12 protein-coding genes are annotated in these 17,655 nt (G+C 36.9%); 1 reads left to right on the top strand and 11 read right to left on the bottom strand.

Annotated features, from left to right (window positions below):
- Window positions 1–3: 3 nt before the first annotated feature.
- The gene (locus NYE65_RS17550) at window positions 4–1,356 is read right to left on the bottom strand and encodes an allantoinase (protein WP_340861356.1); all 1,353 of its coding nucleotides are present in this window, start codon (window positions 1,354–1,356) and stop codon (window positions 4–6) included.
- Between the two features lie 744 nt (window positions 1,357–2,100).
- On the opposite strand from NYE65_RS17550, the gene NYE65_RS17545 reads away from it, so the two are divergent.
- Window positions 2,101–3,753, top strand: a complete 1,653-nt coding sequence (locus NYE65_RS17545) for a PucR family transcriptional regulator (RefSeq protein ID WP_063577191.1) — start codon at window positions 2,101–2,103, stop codon at window positions 3,751–3,753.
- 317 nt (window positions 3,754–4,070) lie between these two features.
- On the opposite strand, the gene NYE65_RS17540 is transcribed toward NYE65_RS17545, so the two are convergent.
- The 10 genes from NYE65_RS17540 to NYE65_RS17495 form a co-directional block, all read right to left on the bottom strand.
- On the bottom strand, window positions 4,071–5,321 hold the full coding sequence (locus tag NYE65_RS17540; RefSeq protein ID WP_340861355.1) for an allantoate amidohydrolase: 1,251 nt from the start codon (window positions 5,319–5,321) through the stop codon (window positions 4,071–4,073).
- A 205-nt stretch (window positions 5,322–5,526) separates the two neighbouring features.
- Window positions 5,527–6,417 carry a sugar phosphate isomerase/epimerase family protein gene (locus NYE65_RS17535; protein WP_340861354.1) on the bottom strand — a complete coding sequence of 297 codons (891 nt, stop codon included), beginning with the start codon at window positions 6,415–6,417 and terminating at the stop codon, window positions 5,527–5,529.
- A 190-nt stretch (window positions 6,418–6,607) separates the two neighbouring features.
- Window positions 6,608–8,365 (bottom strand): thiamine pyrophosphate-binding protein, encoded by a 1,758-nt coding sequence (locus NYE65_RS17530; RefSeq protein ID WP_340861353.1) that lies wholly within the window; start codon window positions 8,363–8,365, stop codon window positions 6,608–6,610.
- Window positions 8,366–9,820: a four-carbon acid sugar kinase family protein gene (locus NYE65_RS17525; protein ID WP_328176148.1), complete on the bottom strand. Its 1,455-nt coding sequence runs from the start codon at window positions 9,818–9,820 to the stop codon at window positions 8,366–8,368.
- A gap of 32 nt (window positions 9,821–9,852) precedes the next feature.
- On the bottom strand, window positions 9,853–10,800 hold the full coding sequence (locus NYE65_RS17520) for a transketolase family protein (RefSeq protein WP_034314953.1): 948 nt from the start codon (window positions 10,798–10,800) through the stop codon (window positions 9,853–9,855).
- Window position 10,801: 1 nt separating this feature from the next.
- On the bottom strand, window positions 10,802–11,626 hold the full coding sequence (locus tag NYE65_RS17515; protein ID WP_268590694.1) for a transketolase: 825 nt from the start codon (window positions 11,624–11,626) through the stop codon (window positions 10,802–10,804).
- A 915-nt stretch (window positions 11,627–12,541) separates the two neighbouring features.
- Complete coding sequence (locus NYE65_RS17510) at window positions 12,542–13,297, bottom strand: IclR family transcriptional regulator (protein ID WP_340861352.1); 756 nt, start codon at window positions 13,295–13,297, stop codon at window positions 12,542–12,544.
- 167 nt (window positions 13,298–13,464) lie between these two features.
- On the bottom strand, window positions 13,465–14,847 hold the full coding sequence (gene allB / locus NYE65_RS17505) for an allantoinase AllB (RefSeq protein ID WP_340861351.1): 1,383 nt from the start codon (window positions 14,845–14,847) through the stop codon (window positions 13,465–13,467).
- Window positions 14,848–14,979: 132 nt separating this feature from the next.
- Window positions 14,980–16,377, bottom strand: coding sequence for an NCS1 family transporter (locus NYE65_RS17500; protein ID WP_268590695.1), 1,398 nt, complete (start codon window positions 16,375–16,377; stop codon window positions 14,980–14,982).
- Window positions 16,378–16,717: 340 nt separating this feature from the next.
- Complete coding sequence (locus NYE65_RS17495; RefSeq protein ID WP_340861350.1) at window positions 16,718–17,383, bottom strand: GntR family transcriptional regulator; 666 nt, start codon at window positions 17,381–17,383, stop codon at window positions 16,718–16,720.
- Between the last annotated feature and the right edge of the window lie 272 nt (window positions 17,384–17,655).

The following is a 17,655-nucleotide window of genomic DNA, read 5'->3' as shown; positions in this document are numbered from 1 at the left end:
ATCCTAGATTTTAATTTTTTCCACAGTGGTAATGCTTCCATTTTCAAAAACAATATCCCCATTGACGATCGTTGTTGTTACTTGCCCTTTGAATGTCCTGCCAACATAAGGCGACTGCTGATGGCGGTAGAACAAATCTTCCTTTTTCAGTTCGAAGCTTTTGTTCAGATTAACTATTGCCAGATCAGCGTCGCTATCAACGGCTATTATCCCTTTATGGGGATAAAGGCCAAATAACTTAGCTGGATTCGTTGATGTTAATTCAACAATTTTCCCCAAAGGAAGATTACGGTTGAAATGCCCCTCTGTCAACATAATATTGAGCGTGGATTGGGCACCGGAAATCCCACCCCAGGCACTGAAAAAGTCATCATTTATTACTTCTTTCATAGAGGAAGGTGCTGGTGAATGGTCGGATGCTATTACGTCAATTTCACCGTTTGCTACAGCTTCCCATAATTGTTCTACTTCTTCATCATCACGCAGTGGAGGGCAGCATTTTGCCAATCCGCCTTTTTCCTCTAAGTCTTTTAATGTCAAAGATAAATAATGAGGGCATGTTTCTACCGTAATATCCAGGCCTCTTTGTTTTGCCTGATTGATGACTTCCACTACTTTGCGGCTGCTCGCATGAACAATATGCAGTTTACACCCTGTAGCTTCTGCATATGAAATTATTCTTCTTACCGCTTCAATTTCGGAAATTATCGGTCTTGATTCGACGAAGTCCTTTGCAGTTGTCTTTTTTTGTCTTTGTTTTTCTTGTGCAAGCTGATCACAAATCACTGTACTTTCAGCATGAACGGCTAAAAGTGAACCAACAGAGGCAATTTCTCTCATCCCTTTAAAAATCGTACTATCATCGACATGATTGAAATCGACAATTCCGCTCGGTGACATAAAAGCTTTAAATCCAATTACTCCATTTTCATCAAGTTCCTTAATATTCTCAATATTTTCCGGTATAAGTCCACCCCAAAAGCGGCAATTGACTACCGACTTTTCTTCGGAGCAAGCTCTCTTTAATGCCAAATATTCTTTATTGATTGTTGGTGGTGTACTGTTCAATGGCATATCAAAATAGGTTGTCACCCCACCTGCCGCTAAACTTCTGCTACCAGTTTGAACACCTTCCCACTCAGTTCTGCCTGGCTCGTTGAAATGAACATGAGTATCAATTAATCCTGGGAGGATGTGCTGCCCCTCAGCATTAATTTCTCTTGTTGCTAAAGCATCAATATTTTTGCCAATAGTCACTTCTTTAATTTTCCCTTCCTTAATTGCAATATCTCCTTGAACAATCGAATCAAACATTACAAGATTTCCATTTCTAATGAGTAAATCATATGTAGCCATAGGTTCATTCCTTTCTATGGGAAATCAAATTTTATAAAAACTTTTAAGGCCAATCCTCTTTTACAGTTGCATAATGAAGAAACGAACATCTTGCTTTGGGCTGTTGGAACGTAAATATTCGGAATGAAATACAACTATTACATTCTGAACATCGTTTTGAGATTTAGTAGATTCCACTTTCTATCAAGCAATTTTGGAAAGAATCGCATCCACCTTTATGAAGACAGGAAGCGAGATGCGCAGCCTTGGCTGTTATCTTGTTTTGTACGGCACCCTCACCAAGGTCGTCAACACTGATCATTTTTTTAAATATTCGGACTCTTTTCCTGGCTATTTCACGTTTCCATCAATTAAGCCCCTTTAACCACATCCTCTCGTTTCTGTTGCGCTTTTTAAACAAAAACAATATAGATGAACGAATGCGAGCATTGTACCTGAGAAAAATGATAGAGCAAATAATAGCTTGAGAGCAGGCAAAAATTGGCGAATTGTATGCGCTCAAAATATAAATATAGTTTCTAAATATAATAAAAAACTTGGGATTTATGGAATGTAAAAAAAATTTTGAAAACAGTTTCATTAACCTTCAATCCTCTATACAATTGATTATAAGCGGATTCATTCACAAAATCATTATGCGATGTAAACAATTTCCATTTAAATTTTTGTCCAAATTTAACAAGATTCGTTTGCTTCCCTTTCTAGTAATAAAAACTGACAAAATGTAGAATTAGAAGGTGTATGATGAAAAAGGTAGAAGATTTATTTATCGTTGATGTGTTTCAAGAAGCCAAAATTATTGCTGGACATGCCGGACTTAAAAGGAAAGTAGAATCAATTGAGATTTCAGAAACACCAGATGCCATCAATTTTTTAGCTAAGAACTCCCTATTATTGACAACAGGATACGCTTTTAAAAACGACCCCCATGCATTATGCAATCTCATTTCCCAAATTAATGAACTTCCATGTGCAGGGATTGCCATTAAACTTAAAAGATTCATTGATGAGATCCCGCAGGATGTAATCGAATTGGCCGATTCATTAGAATTTCCAATTATTCAAATTCCAGAGACATTAACATTAGGTGCGGTTGCTCATCAATTATTAAGCTTTATATGGGATAACCAAATTGAAGAGTTATTCTATGCGATGCATATTCACAAGGAATTTACCAATATGATGATAAAAGGCTACAGTCTGAATTCTTTAATTGAAAATCTTGGCTCCCTATTAAAATGTCCTGTTCTCCTACTTGATCCTATTGGTGATGTGACATCCTTTTCTCATCACTTTCGTACAGGAAATATGAAAATCGTTATGAAAAATGTTCAAGAACAAATTAAACGTGATATAGAAACATACCTAGAGAAAAACCAGCTTACTATCGACATCCAAAATACGGACATTTCTATAAAAATGTTTCGGGTGAAAACAATGCGTCCCTATCCCTATTTTCTATTAATTCTTCACCCTGAGAAGCTTTCATACCCATCTTCACAATTAGCTATAGAACAAGCATCAACAGTCATTTCATTCACGCTGCTTAAAAACGAGGCTATTAGAGAAAACAGTCGTTTGTTAGAAAATAACTTTTTTGCTTCCCTTGTTGATGGAAAGATTTCTAACAAACAAGAAATTATTCATAGGGGAAAACAGCATGGCTTAATCGACAATATGAAATATGTATGCATTGTATGTAAGATTGATGATGATAAACAAAACGCTTTACAAAAAAGTGCAGACATAATGAATAGATTATACGACTATTTATATAAATTTTTACATAAATCATTTTTAAAAATAGATACTAACAACATCGTTTTTATGAAAGATGGATATTTTGTTATTTTGATGCAAGCTCCTCTGAATATTAATGATTCGATTAAAAGCATAATAGAAGAAAGGCTGAAGGAGTTCCAGAATGAGGCTTATTCAAATCTAAAAATTTCGTTGTCGTTTGGAGTTGGTAACTTTTCTAATGACCTTACCTATATCCACCTTACATACGAAGAGGCAGTGGAAGCATGGACAAATGGGGCTGAACTGTTTCAAAATAAATTTATCAACTTTTACGAGACCAAGCAATTAATCGAACTGATTCGGTTAATTCCCGAAAAAGATTTAAAAAAATTTTATGAAAATACTTTACGTTCTTTATCATACCCGAAAAATAAAGATGAAAAAGACTTAGTTAATACCTTATTGGTATATTTGGATAATAATTGCGAACTTGCTATTACATCCAGGAAACTGTTTGTTCACCGTAATACCGTTAAATACCGAATTGCCAAATGTGAGGACATGTTGAATTATTCCGTTCATGATGCAAAAAACTCACTTCATTTACGTATAGCTTTACTCATGAGTTCAATTTTCAGGGGTAATAGTGATTAATAAGCTATTGTAATCACTACTAAAGCAGAAATTGACTGAAGGTAAACTGCTCCACGCAGACAGAGATCAATATAAAGAGTAAATCTCGACTTTATTTTCTGGAAGTGTCTTGGATTATGGAGGAATCCAGGAATTTCAGTGGCTTTTTTAAATTACATTGGATTATTGTCGATACGCATGACTGTTTCATCGAATGAAGGATCTTTGTCCTATAATTGAAATGTATTCATTTTGAAAAAACTCGTGTTCCGATACAGTCGGATCACGAGTTTTTTTGTAAGTTCTCTTTTAGTTGATAGCTAAAACTTATAAGTTCCTCAATATTGTTTTGTGGCTATCTTAATCACTGTAGAGTAAAGGACTCTAGCTCCTGCACCCATATCTTCTACAGTCACGAATTCATCTGGGTGATGACTGAGACCATCTTTACAACGAACGAAAATCATTGCAACATTCGTTACCTCCGCCATAGCCATTGCATCGTGACCAGCACCGCTTACAAGACTGATAGGACTGCCATCCAATTCGCTAATGGACTCCTCGATTACTTTAATCAATTGTTCATCACAGTATACAGGATCAGCCTCCATGACCTGTTCAAAATGAATTTGGAGTCCTCTAGCTTTTGCTACTCTTTCACCTTCAGTTAATATGGCATCAATGGCTTTTTTCTTACGATCCACATTTAAATCACGGATATCCAGCGTTCCTGTTACAAGGCCAGGTATTACATTACTAGCACCCGGACTTACAGTAAGTTTTCCGATGGTCGCCACTAATGGTTCATTTTGGATAGCGATGTTCTCAATGTAGGAAATGAGATCACTAGCTCCTAAAAGCGCATCTTGTCTAAGGGCAACAGGAACTGTCCCTGCATGTCCAGGTTTCCCGATAATTTCAAAATAAAATCTTGTAGCACCAGCAATCCCACGAACTATGCCGACAGGTTCATTCTCCTTCTCAAGCACAGGCCCCTGTTCGATATGAAGTTCCAAATAAGCGAGAAGTTCTTCTGGAGTACGACTAGCGTCTTTAAAAGCATATGGGTCAGCAATACCAATTCCTTTTAACGCTTCAGCAATTGTTATTCCTTGTTCATCTGCTCTTTCTAAATCTTCAGCAGTAAAAGTTCCTGCAATCGCTTTACTACCAAGGAAAGTTGAGTGAAACCTTACTCCTTCCTCATCACAAAAACCTACCACTTCGATTGGATTGTATAATATAATGCCATTATCCTTAAGAGTTTGAACAACTTCTATTCCAGTTATAACTCCTAGAATCCCATCATATTTACCTGCTTCAATCACGCTATCTAAATGTGAACCAATCATTAAAACTGGAGCTGTAGGATCTTTCCCTTCATAACGTCCGATTATATTATTAAGAGCATCTTTTCTTACCGTCATCCCAGCTGCTTTCATCCACTCTTCAACTAGACTTTCTGCTTTTAAACTTTCCACTGTGAAAGGTAGTCTAGTGACGCCAACAGTTGTGGATGAACAAGCAGCAAGTTCTTCGGTTCTAGTGTTGATTCTTATAGCATCAACATCCTTCTGAAGTTTAACCAATCGATCACTTCCCTGCCAATTTAATCTCTAAGTAAAATTTTTGTTATTTAAATCCAGTTACTTAATATGCAAAGTCATATTAACACTTTATTTAGTCTTTGCTCAATAGGAATTCTGCATGATAAGCTAATTAAAAGTTAGATTAAACGGTGACAAGCAAAAGCACTTGTCACCGTTTAATACATATCGTACATATATATATAGGCTAACTAACTAAACGCCCTTTTTTTGAATGTAATAATGACCATGCATCAACGAGAGTACGTTTTGACTGTGCAATTACAATATCAGATGATTCTGTACCGACAGGTTTTACTTCAAAAGCGACTATATTCTTTATACCTTCACCGATGTAACCAATTTCTAATAGAGATCGTAAATACTCCGCTAATTCAGGAACATCAACTTCACTTCCTGGATATCCGAAACGCGGATGCTGATCGCCGTAAGCAGGATCAGAAGTATCTTTAATATAGCAATTTCCGATATGGGCATGGTTAATATAATCACGAGCTAACGTTAATGCATCATGAGACGTTTCACGCTGCATTGGTAAATGACTTAAATCAAGCATTAAACCGAAAGTGGGATCTACTTTACGAACTTCTTTTGCAACTTCAACAGCAAGTTTATTCGAACCGATTAAACATTTCTTATCAGTCTCATCATCAAATGTTTCAAGTGAGAGTACTAAATCACCTTTGGATTTTGCATAATCGCATAATTCTTTGATAGAATTCGTTAGTAATTGTAAGGCAACATCTTGTTGAGTATCTGGTTTAGCCCCACTTAAGAAACCAAGTTTAGCAGCATTTACTTCGTAAGCCTGGTCAATTCCGCCTTTTACTAAATCGATAGCCCTTCTACGCTCAGCTTCATCAAAAGAATTAAGGTTTCCTTTGTTTCTTAATAGAATCGGTTGTGCACCAAATCCTACATTCATTCCACCAGATTGTAAAATTTGAGCAGCTTCTTTACGTTCTTCAGGATTGTTAATAGATGTAATTTCAATTCCAGAGAAAAAATCATCTTGTACAATTTTCTTAATTGTTTCAACAGCTGGGCCATCTCCACCCATTGTTTCCGGATAAGCCATGAAGTGAACAATTCCGACTTTCATAGAATTATGAAGATTTGCTGACATTGTTTCGCCGATTTTTCGGCTTCCCTCCTTTAATGAACCCATTATTTAAGTACAGTCAAGACTGCTTTTCATTACTATATGTTTTTTGAAGCAATAGGTTATATCCCATTGCTTCAAAAAACACTTCCATCAAGAGTGATGATTATTTAGAATAATCAATCTTTTCAGAGTATTTGAAGCCGTTAAGTGCACCGTTATTAGAGAATTCGCATGCGTTCTTAGGATCTGGATCAACTATAACTTCGATTAAATATGGTTTACCTGAGTCAACTGCACGTTGCAGAGCTGGTTTGATATCATCATAATGTGTAACAAGCTCACCACGAACACCCATACCTTCAGCCGTTTTGACAAAGTCGATTCCGCGCTCTTCATTATCACATAATTCATTTTTGTAAATTAAGTCCGTAGAAATTTGACGTCCATTATAGAACCAGTTTTGTTGTTGACGAATTAATCCCATTAATGAGTTATTCATACAGAAAATAATGACCGGAATATCATGCTTTGCAGCTGTAGCAATATCTTGTAATGACATCCCCAAGCTTCCATCACCAAGGATGTTTACACTTTGTCTTTCAGGAAATGCAAGTTTCGCTGCCATTGCTGCACCAAGGCCCCAACCCATTGTCCCCGCACCACCAGTTAATAAGTAAGTTCTTGGTACATACGTTTCAAATAATTGAGAAGACCAGATTTGGCTGATACCGCAGTCATGTGATACGAAGGCATCTCGATCTAAGAATTCACGAAGTTCTCGCAATGCACGTTCTTGTCTGATTGGAAGTGTTGTGTAATCCGTTTTTCGTGCCCATTTCTTACGCTCTTCAGTTAAGTTAACTCTAGTACCTACTTCGGCAGTTGAAGCTACTTGAGCACCAAGTGCTTTATGGGCTTCTGCAAGTTTAACCATGAATGTTTTAACATCAGAAACGATACCTAAAATCGTTGGCACAACTTTACCAATTTCCTTATTATCAAGATTTACGTGGATAATTTTCTTACCGTTTTGTGTGAATACAGAAACATTACCAGTTGAACGATCAGCGAAACGTCCGGCAAGGTTGATTACTAAGTCAGCTTCAACAATTGTTTTGTTACCGAATGGAGTATCAAGCATCGTTCCCATACGTCCAGCGAATAAAGGGTGATCGTTAGGGAAGGTATCCATCCCCATGCCAGAAGTTACTACAGGGATTTGCAGTTCTTCAGCTAACGCTTTCAATTCAATGGTAGCGTTTGCAATGTTGACCCCTCCACCAGATAGTAAGACCGGTCTTTTAGCATCTTTTAATAATTCCAATGTTTTCTCTATATCAGCGTCAGAAGCTTGTGGTAAGTTATCGACTGGAGTAGAACCGATAAGTACATCTAAGTCGACTTCTATTTCAACTTTTTGTTGATCAACTGGTAAATCAAGAAGAACTGGGCCTTTTCTGCCAGTAGTAGCTGTTACCCATGCTTCATGGATAAATTCAGCAGCTTTCGAACCGTCAGTTAAACGGTATGCAGCTTTCGTTACAGGCTTTGCCATTTCAACGATAGGCGCTTCTTGGAATTGCATGGTTCCAATTAAACTATTTTTTTGTTGACCGGTAATGGCTATCATTGGAATGGAATCCATCCATGCACCGTAAAGGCCAGTTAAGAAGTTAGTTCCGCCAGGACCTGATGTGGCAGCACATACGCCTACTTCACCAGTTGCTCTTGAATAACCATCAGCCATGAAAGCACCCGTTTGTTCGTGACGAACAATATATGATTCAATTTTAGTTAATTCTTTTACTGCATCATAGAATGGTAAAATCGCAGCTCCCGGTACACCATAAACATGTTTCACCCCTCTTTTTTCTAAATACAAGGCAATTAACTCAGCAGCTGTCATTTTTTGTTTAGCCATTTATATCTCTCCCTTTTGATCCTTTTTTATATTTTCAAAGATTTGAACAATTGAATCTTTATCCCCAACGTTGCCCGGAAATACGATATAAGGTGTATCTTTGAACTTAGCTTCACTTCCGGTTAACCATACTGGAACACCGGCGATCGCTTGCCCTAAAATTTTTGCATATTTAATATCTAAGCCGTCAGTTGCCACATCACTCGAAGTTATACCACCTTTTGCAATGATGAATTTCGGCTTTACTTTTAGTGAGCGAATAACTTTAACTAAAGAACTTGAAACAGTTTGACTTATCTTTAAGTTTTCTTCCTTATCTTTCGCACTAATTAAATCTCTACTCGTATATACAAGCGTATCGCGATTAGAAGAAATATTTTGATCCACTAATTGACATACTCGTGTTAGCTCTTCAATTCTTGTTTCTTTATTTAGAACTTTCACAACACTCATTTCGATTTGTTCAATCGGGTATTTACTCATTAGTTCCTTAATTTGTTCCGTAGTTTTATTCGTGTGAGAACCTACTATAATAAAGCCACCATTGTTTTGGCTTTCATCATTTGAAACAATCTCATTAGCTGATAAATATGGACGATCCTGAATTCCCGCAATCGATTTTACAATAGATGCTGCAGTTCTAAACAAGAATTGCTTGCCAGAATCAATTGCTTTAAGGACAGCTAATGATACGATGTCCAAATCATAATAAGATTTAGCATTTACTATAATAGGAGTATTATTGTTAGCAGATAGTAAAATCTCATAAACTCTATCAATGCCGCCATTATGAATATCTTCCAGTGAAATGATCAATGCTGACTCTGAAGCTACGCTTCCATTTGTCTTTTCTTCAATCCATTTTGGCAAATTAGCGGTTTTGAAACCGAAAACGGAATCATTCGCAAATTCTGTTTCATTTACTGGGACAAGCTGGCCGTCCACACCTAAATAATGAATATTATCTATGGTGTAACGATGTGCTTCAAAAAAAGCCGGAATGATTAAATGACCTGAAATTTGTACATCAGCAGTTTTTAATAATTCATCTTGGAGCACATTAATTTCAAGTGGATAATGCCCTCTTAATGTTGAGTCACTTCTACTGATAATTGAATAATTGATTCCCATTTCCTTAGTAACGTCAACAATGTTTTGGACAATCTCCCTATTGATGTTTTCCGTCTTTTTTGCATTATAACTTCTTGTGTTTGTTAAAATATAAAGTACACTTCTCTCATCAGATAATCCTTTTTTAATCCAGTCTTTTCCCCAGTCCGTGATGACAAAAATATCATGTACCGTTTGAACACCTGTTGGATCATCATCTAAAACGATAAACTTATGTTTTGTTTGATTTAAATGAGCTTTGATTTCAGCACGAAGGCTGTCATCCGATTTAGAGAAGAGGTCTAAAGTATCCTTTAAACTTAGATATTGGGTTGCGTTTGACAAAAACCCTCCCCCTTTCATTATCTAAAATGTGATTAGCTAGTTACTCTATGCCCTAATAATTCATTTGCAGTAGAAATAATTCGGTGTGCTCTTAATTCAAATAAATCAAGTAATTCATCCATTTTTCCAGAAACCCCAAAACGGTCATTTGTACCGATTCTTCTTAATTTAGCTGGTTGGTTTTCCGATAATACTTCAGCAACAGCACTACCTAATCCACCTATAATTGAATGCTCTTCAACTGTGATGACATGTTTTGTTTTCGCAGCAGATGCAATAATGGCTTCTTTATCAATAGGTTTAATTGTATGGATGTGTAAAAGTTCGGCGCTTACACCTTGCTTTTCCAATTCACCTGCTGCTTTTAGTGATTCATCAAGCATTATCCCAGTACTGATGATTGTAATATCAGATCCTTCACGGTATTTAATTGCTTTACCTATTTTGAATGGTTCTTCTTTTTTGGTAACGATCGGTACTGGTAATTTGCCAACACGGAGGTAAATTGGTCCTTCATGGTAATAAGCAGCTTCTACTGCTTTTTCCATTTCAACCGCATCAGCTGGAACAATTACCGTCATACGTGGAAGTGAGCGCATTAAAGAAATATCTTCAAGCGGTAAATGTGTTGCACCTTCTTGAGCAGCTGATGTACCAGCGTTATGACCGACAATTTTCACATTGTTATTTGAATAACATACTGAAATTCTCATTTGATCAAATGCGCGCCCAGTAAGGAAGTTTGCATAAGCATTGGCAAATGGTACTTTACCCGCCACTGCCATACCGGCTGCGGTACCTACTAAATCACATTCAGAAATACCGATGTTAAAAAAGCGTTCTGGAAATCTATTTTTATATAGATTTGTCATATTCGATTTTGCGCAGTCCGCGTCAAGTACCACTAAATTGTCATGTTTTTCACCAAGTCTAATTAGTGCATCAGCAAAACCTTTACGTGGTGCTTCTTGATTTGCCATCTTAAGCCAACTCCTTTAAAGCGATTTCTAATTGCTCATCATTCGGAGCCATTCCATGCCAATCATGGGTATCTTCCATAAATGAAACTCCCTTGCCTTTAACCGTATGAGCTAGAATTGCAGTAGGTCTTCCTTTAGTGCGTTTAGCTTCTTTATACGCTTCATTAACTGCACGAATATCATGACCATCAATTTCAACAACGTGCCAACCGAAAGCTCTAAATTTATCACCAAGATTTTTTACACCTTTTACATTTTCAACAAAATCATCAAGTTGAATTTTGTTCCAGTCGATAATCGCACAAACGTTATCAAGATTGTAATGTGCAGTTGTCATTGCCGCTTCCCAAACTTGACCTTCTTGTAATTCTCCATCACCTATCATGCAATAGGATCTTCTATTGCTGCCATCCAGTTTTGCAATTAATCCAACACCATTAGCTACCGATAATCCTTGACCAAGTGATCCTGAAGATATGTCTACACCTGGAATATGCTCTCCACATGGATGTCCATGTAACCTACCGTCAACATCCCTGAATGTCATTAATTCTTCAACCGGGAAGAAACCTTTTTCAGCTAATACTGAATAAAATACAGGTGTACAATGCCCCTTAGATAAGAAGAAACAATCTCGGTCTTGCCAATCTGGGTTGTCAGGATCAACATTCATGTGTTCAAAAAATAGGACGGACATTAATTCAGTTGCCGATAAAGAACCACCAGGATGACCACTTCCAGCATGGTTCGTCATTTTAACTATGTGCCGGCGAATCGTTTTCGTTAGATTATTATAAAATTCGCCTTTCTCTTTAGAAAAATCCACTATTTACTCCTCCTTTTAGTCGCACAATAAGCAACGTTGTTTCATTAAATGGTTAAAAAAATAAAAATAAGTAATCTGTTGCTTATTAACTAACCTTGTTTCTTATTTTGATATTATCACCGTTTTTTGAATATTTCAAGTATTTTACCATTAAATTTTTTATAAAACTTTTCGCAGGGCAAAACACCAAAGTTCCTATTCAAAGATAAACTTGATTCAATAAACTTCCACAAAAAAAGAATTGGTCTTATACATTCTTTCAGACTGTAGACAATTTGAACGTTCTCCTCTCCGGGCACTCGCTTTTCCAGCAGAAGTATCGCACCCTCCGTTCCAATCAACTTTGTTTTAACTTTTAGAACCCCTTCTGTCTACAAAAAAAAGAATTGGTCTTAAACCAATTCTTTTTTTTGTAGACAAACTCGATGAAAATCGAGTTTGTCTATTTTTTTGGCTTGTACAATTTGACGTTGATTGGAACGTAAGGCTCGCTTTCCGCGGGCGGTCGGGGAGCCTTACGTTCCAATCAACTTTGTCTTACCTTTTAGGTAGAACACTTTTGCCTAGAGTCATATTTGTTTTAAAATAGAAGTATTAATACTTGAGGTGATGAGGATGCTTCCCAAACATTATTCTATTCAGGGAGATCAACTTGAAATGATTATTTAGATCAACTGGTGCCGGCGAACCATTAGTCGTAAAATGGAGGCTGCCATTGATTTCACTTTCATTTATGACTTGGTGAAAGGTTTGTATTAAGAGGTAGGATGCCTTCAAATGAATTAAATCAAGGATTGGACAAACCATAGAAAGAAGCCTTTTCCACCTGATAAATTTGATAAGGAAGGAAAAATCCCGAACCCCTTTTGTTCACAAAAAAAGAATTGGCATTATACCAATTCTTTTTCACATTATTTAATTATCTGTGTAACCAAGCCTCTTGGAAATCTTTTTACCAATATCCATTATAATTGGTTTAATTTCAGTTAATCTTTCTTCAGTCATTCGGATGCTTGGTCCTGATATACTAATAGCAGCTGTAATTTTCTTACGATTATCAAAAATTGGCGCTGCAATACAGGTGATTCCTTGTTCATTTTCTTCAATTTCCCTACCAATACCTTCATTCCTTATTTTTCCCAATTCTTTAAAAAAGGATTCTTTATCGGTAATCGTTTGTTCAGTATGTTTTGGTAAACCATGCTTGTCAATTATATCTACGATCTCATTTAATGGCAGATGGGCCAAGATTACCTTCCCAACTGCCGTACAATGCATTGGGGCACGTCTCCCTACCTGTGAATGTGTTCTAAGGGTTTCACTTCCCTCAAGTTTTTCAATATAGACTACCTCTCCTTGATCATATACGGTCAAGTGGATCACTTCATTAATATGTGATTCTAACTCTTCCAGAAATGGTTTAGCTTGAGTTCTCAAGTCAATAGATTCAAGCAGCATCGAACTTAATTCTAAATATTTATAGCCTAATCTATATTTTTTAGTTTCAGGATTTTGTTCGATGAATCCATGATCTACAAGAGTACTTAATAATCTGAATATAGAGCTTTTATTTAAATCTAGGTTGGAGGCCAGCTCAGTAACCCCAATCCCTTCTTTACGCTTGCTCACTAATGAAATAATTGTTAACGCCCTATCTACTGACTTAACCATTTATATTAACCCCCGATTAAATCCTATATTACTGATCCTGTTTCTTTATCTTACCACAAGAGCAATCCACAGACATAATACCAGTCAAAAAATAAACCAAAAAAGAAGATATGACGCCATTAAGGGCAACTTAAGTGCCCTTTTGGGTCAACCTTCTTTACATAACTTTATGCTTGTACGAAGCTGCTTTTTGCCGAAATGAACCTCCCAATTGGATGACTTACAATCCCTTTTTCAAAATCAAATACTAGTTGTCCTCTTACGTACGTTTTCGTCACTCGACAGTTAATCTTTCTTCCAACATAAGGGCTTTGTTGATGACGGTAGTACAAATCTTCTAGCTGGATGGTGTATGATTTATTTGGATCAAGAAGAATGATATCAGCATCATAGGAAACTTTAATGCTTCCTTTATTTCTTAAGTTAAATATTTCTGCAGGTTTTGTCGCAATCATCTTTGAAAAATCACTTACAGAAACCCCACGTTTCTTAACAGCCTCGTCAAACATTAAATCAACATTATTTTGGCAGCCACTAATCCCTCCCCACACTTCAAACATATTATTGGTGTTGCTCTGCTTCATTTCTGGAGGACATGGGGAATGGTCTGAGGCCAGGATATCAATTTTCCCTTCCTTAAGAGCTTCCCATAGTTTATCTTGTTCTGTTTTAGTACGAAGCGGCGGGGCGCATTTCGCAACAGGTCCTATCCTTTCAAAGGTTTCCATATCCAACGTGAAATAGTGAGGACACGATTCTATCGTAACCTCTTGGCCTAGTTTACGTGCTTTAAGGATTTCTTCCACAGCCTCTTCACTGCTAATATGAACAAAATGCAATTTGCATCCAGTCTCTTTACCCAATAACAAAGCACGTTTTACAGCATCAACCTCAGTAAAAATGGGGCGGGACTCTACATAATCTCTTGCTGTTGTCTTCCCTTGTTTTTTCTTTTCAATTGCCAGTTTATCGGTAAGCTCTGCATTCTCAGCATGTATAGATAAAATATGCCCCAATTCCGATAGTTTTTTCATACCTTGATATAAAGTAAAATCATCAACATTTTTAAAATCTCCAATTTCCTCACTGCCACATGTTGCCATAAAACATTTGAAAGCCACAACGCCTTCGTTAGAAAGGTCCTCTAAATCTTGGAGATTATCAGGAACTAATCCACCATACAAAGCATAATCAACATACGCCTTATTTTCAGCAGATCTTAATTTTAAATGCAGTGAACTCTTTGTAGTCGTTGCCGGCAAAGCGTTTAATGGCATATCTACAAATGATGTTGTTCCTCCTGCAGCCAGTGCTTGAGTTCCTGTTACAAACCCTTCCCACTCGGTTCTGCCTGGCTCGCAAATATGGACATGGGCATCTATCATCCCAGGCATGACATATTGATGAGCAGCATCTATGATTTCAGCAGATTCTCCGGTTATTTCTTTTGAAATTTCTGCAATCTTACCATGAAGTATACCGATATCTAGTTGTTCCACTGTATTTTCAATTACTACATTTCCGTTCTTTATCACTAAATCAAACTTCATTCTCCCAACTCCTTTTTGCAATTTTCAGTATATTTATATTATACAATTGCCTTGTTCATTTCCTCCTCAGATTGCATCAATCCATTATAAATAGACAGAGAGAATAGCCTCCGGAAACATAGAAATACAAGTCTACTTTTCAAAAATTGTACCCTTTTTGAATTTTGAATCTTTAAATGCAAATTTCATCAAAAGCAAATATGCACTGCCTCCCACAACAACGCCGATAATCCATGCCAGCTCCACTTTCAAACAGGCTGCACCGGCGCCGATTAGCAATGCAAGCACCGCTGCTGGATTATACCCGGCAAATGGACCGTCTTCCTTATACAAATCTGCAACATTCACCTTTTGCTTTCTTAATATATAATATTCGACCAATAATATAGAAACAATCGGTCCTAAAAATGCGGAATATATAAGAATGAAGATTCCAAGACCCTTTGCCGAAGAATCCTGCACAAGAACCCAAGGGAATGAACAAAATGCAAGCAGTCCGGTTATGGTAACTGCAGGTTTATATTTCATTTTTGTAAGCAATGTAATAACATAGGTTGGCGGAATGATATTGGCAACCATGTTTACTGCCACCGCACCCAAAACAATAAATGCGGATACAAAGAGGGTAATATACGAGTTATCCACCACGACCGCAAATGCTTTCACAGGATTGTTGATGCCGGTTGCGGAAGCAAGCATTCCACCGATTGTTAGTGTCAAGCCGTACGCTGTTAAAATAGGAAGAAAGTACAAAAACCCGCGTTTTTTGTCGCTAATACCGGTTTTTAGCTCTCTTGAATAGTCCGCTGCACTTAAAAAGATTGCCGCATAATTCCCCATAAACATCATGATCAATGCAAAGAAAGGTAAGCCCCATGATCCTTCTGCATGAACCCATTTTTCTGCAATAACATCGCTATAGGAGGTTAGTAGAACGCCAAATACATAGAGAAGCGCAAGTACAATAACAATAGACGCAAGCGTTTCCACCCATTTAATGGCATGGAATCCATACAGCGAAAGCCCAATTTGCACCAACTGCAGCACGACAAAGCAAATGGCAACATTATCAAAGGCGCCACCCGTCATAATCTTCACAATTTCATTTAAGGCAGTACCGCCAATCCAACTTTGAAAACCGTACCAAACGATGGCGGGAATACCGCGCATCAGTGATGATATTACGGAACCTTTCAGGCCAAAGGACATTCTAAGCTGTACAACATATGGGATACCCGTTCTGTATCCGAGCCTATCATTTAAAGCAAAAACAGTTGAAATGATACCAATTGCCATGATAGCTGCGGCAAATGTCTGAAAGATGTTTAACGTAGCGATTCCCGCTACAATCATACTGGCTCCAAGCGTCATATTACCTAGATTAACACCGTCACCAACCCACATGAAAATATAGTCTACCGGACTTACCGTCCTACCTTCCTCGGTTTTCGGATTAAGTGATTCATCCACACCCGTATCATGTTGGATCTGCGTTTCTTGTGGAACGTAACTTTCTAAATTTGTAGACATGATACATCCAACCCCTTTTTTATTGTTTGCCGCATTTTAATGCATTGGTTAACAAGTTAGGTCTTAGATGTTTGCCAAGGCTATGTTATGATACAAACTTCCTTCTAAGTGGTCTTTTCCGTTCATCATTCACAGGAATTAAAATGCGAATTTGTTTTGTTAAAAGTACTATTTTCCATCACTCGATGTATTGTCGCGCATTAAGCAACGACGTTTCTTTGATTTCGCAAAAAAAACCACATGACAACACTTTAAATCTGAAAATGCTTTCGAAGGACTGTATCACCTCCTTAAAAACCCTAATGGTAAGCGCTTTCAATAACTGTATATCAAATTACAATTAAAGAAATATATCTGACAAGGAAGAAGAAATCTGTAATTCCTCATTAAAATGAAGATTCGACTCAATTTCACTAAGATGAATGAGAGATAAGCGTTCTGCAAGATCACCATCCTTTTGCTTAATGGCATTAAAAATTTGCATATGATCGTGAGAACCACATGTTTCGATTTTACCTCTTCCATAGATTGCTATAATCACATAAGTTAGGGAAATCAAGTCTTCCAGATATTGATAAAAATACGAATTCCCTGCGATTTCAGCTATTTTCAAATGAAAATCCCCAGAGACTTTTAAAGATTCATAAAAATCCAGACTACCATAAATATGTCGTTCTTCTTCCACCAGAGTCTCTAGTTCTTTTAATTGTTCCTCATTATAGAGTCTGCATGCTCTTCGCACTGCTTCCCCTTCTAAGATTCTCCTCATTTCAAATACTTCTTTTGCTTCTTCAATTGTTGAACAGGAGACAAAGGTACCTTTATGCTCTTTAATTTTCACTAATTTTTCATATTCCAATCTGCGCAGAACATTTCGAACAGGGGTACGGCTTACGCCAAACGATTCAGCAAGATCCTTTTCTATGAGTTGCATATTTGGCCGAAGCTTTTGCTGGATAATAGCTTGCTTGATTTTTTTATAGATATCCATTTCTAAACTATTCACACTTTATACCTCTCCTCAATGAAGAATTCAAAATTGAATGCAGTATTGTATACAATACTGGATAAAAAAATTTGAACTGGATTATTGTACTAAATTTTATATGATTGATCATTTAAATTAAGTTGTTTAAAATGCTTCAATCTGTCTGTTTTCAAGGAACATTGCCAAATCTCAAAAGATCTAGCCGCCCTTCCTGTCCCTCAATAAGCAACATTGTTTCAATAAGTGAGTAAAATATAACATTTTATTCTATATTTCACATTTTTTATACT

Origin of the sequence: Peribacillus sp. FSL R5-0717, assembly GCF_038002945.1 — a bacterium.
Taxonomy (GTDB): domain Bacteria; phylum Bacillota; class Bacilli; order Bacillales; family DSM-1321; genus Peribacillus; species Peribacillus frigoritolerans.
This window is presented reverse-complemented; position numbering and strand designations above follow the sequence as displayed.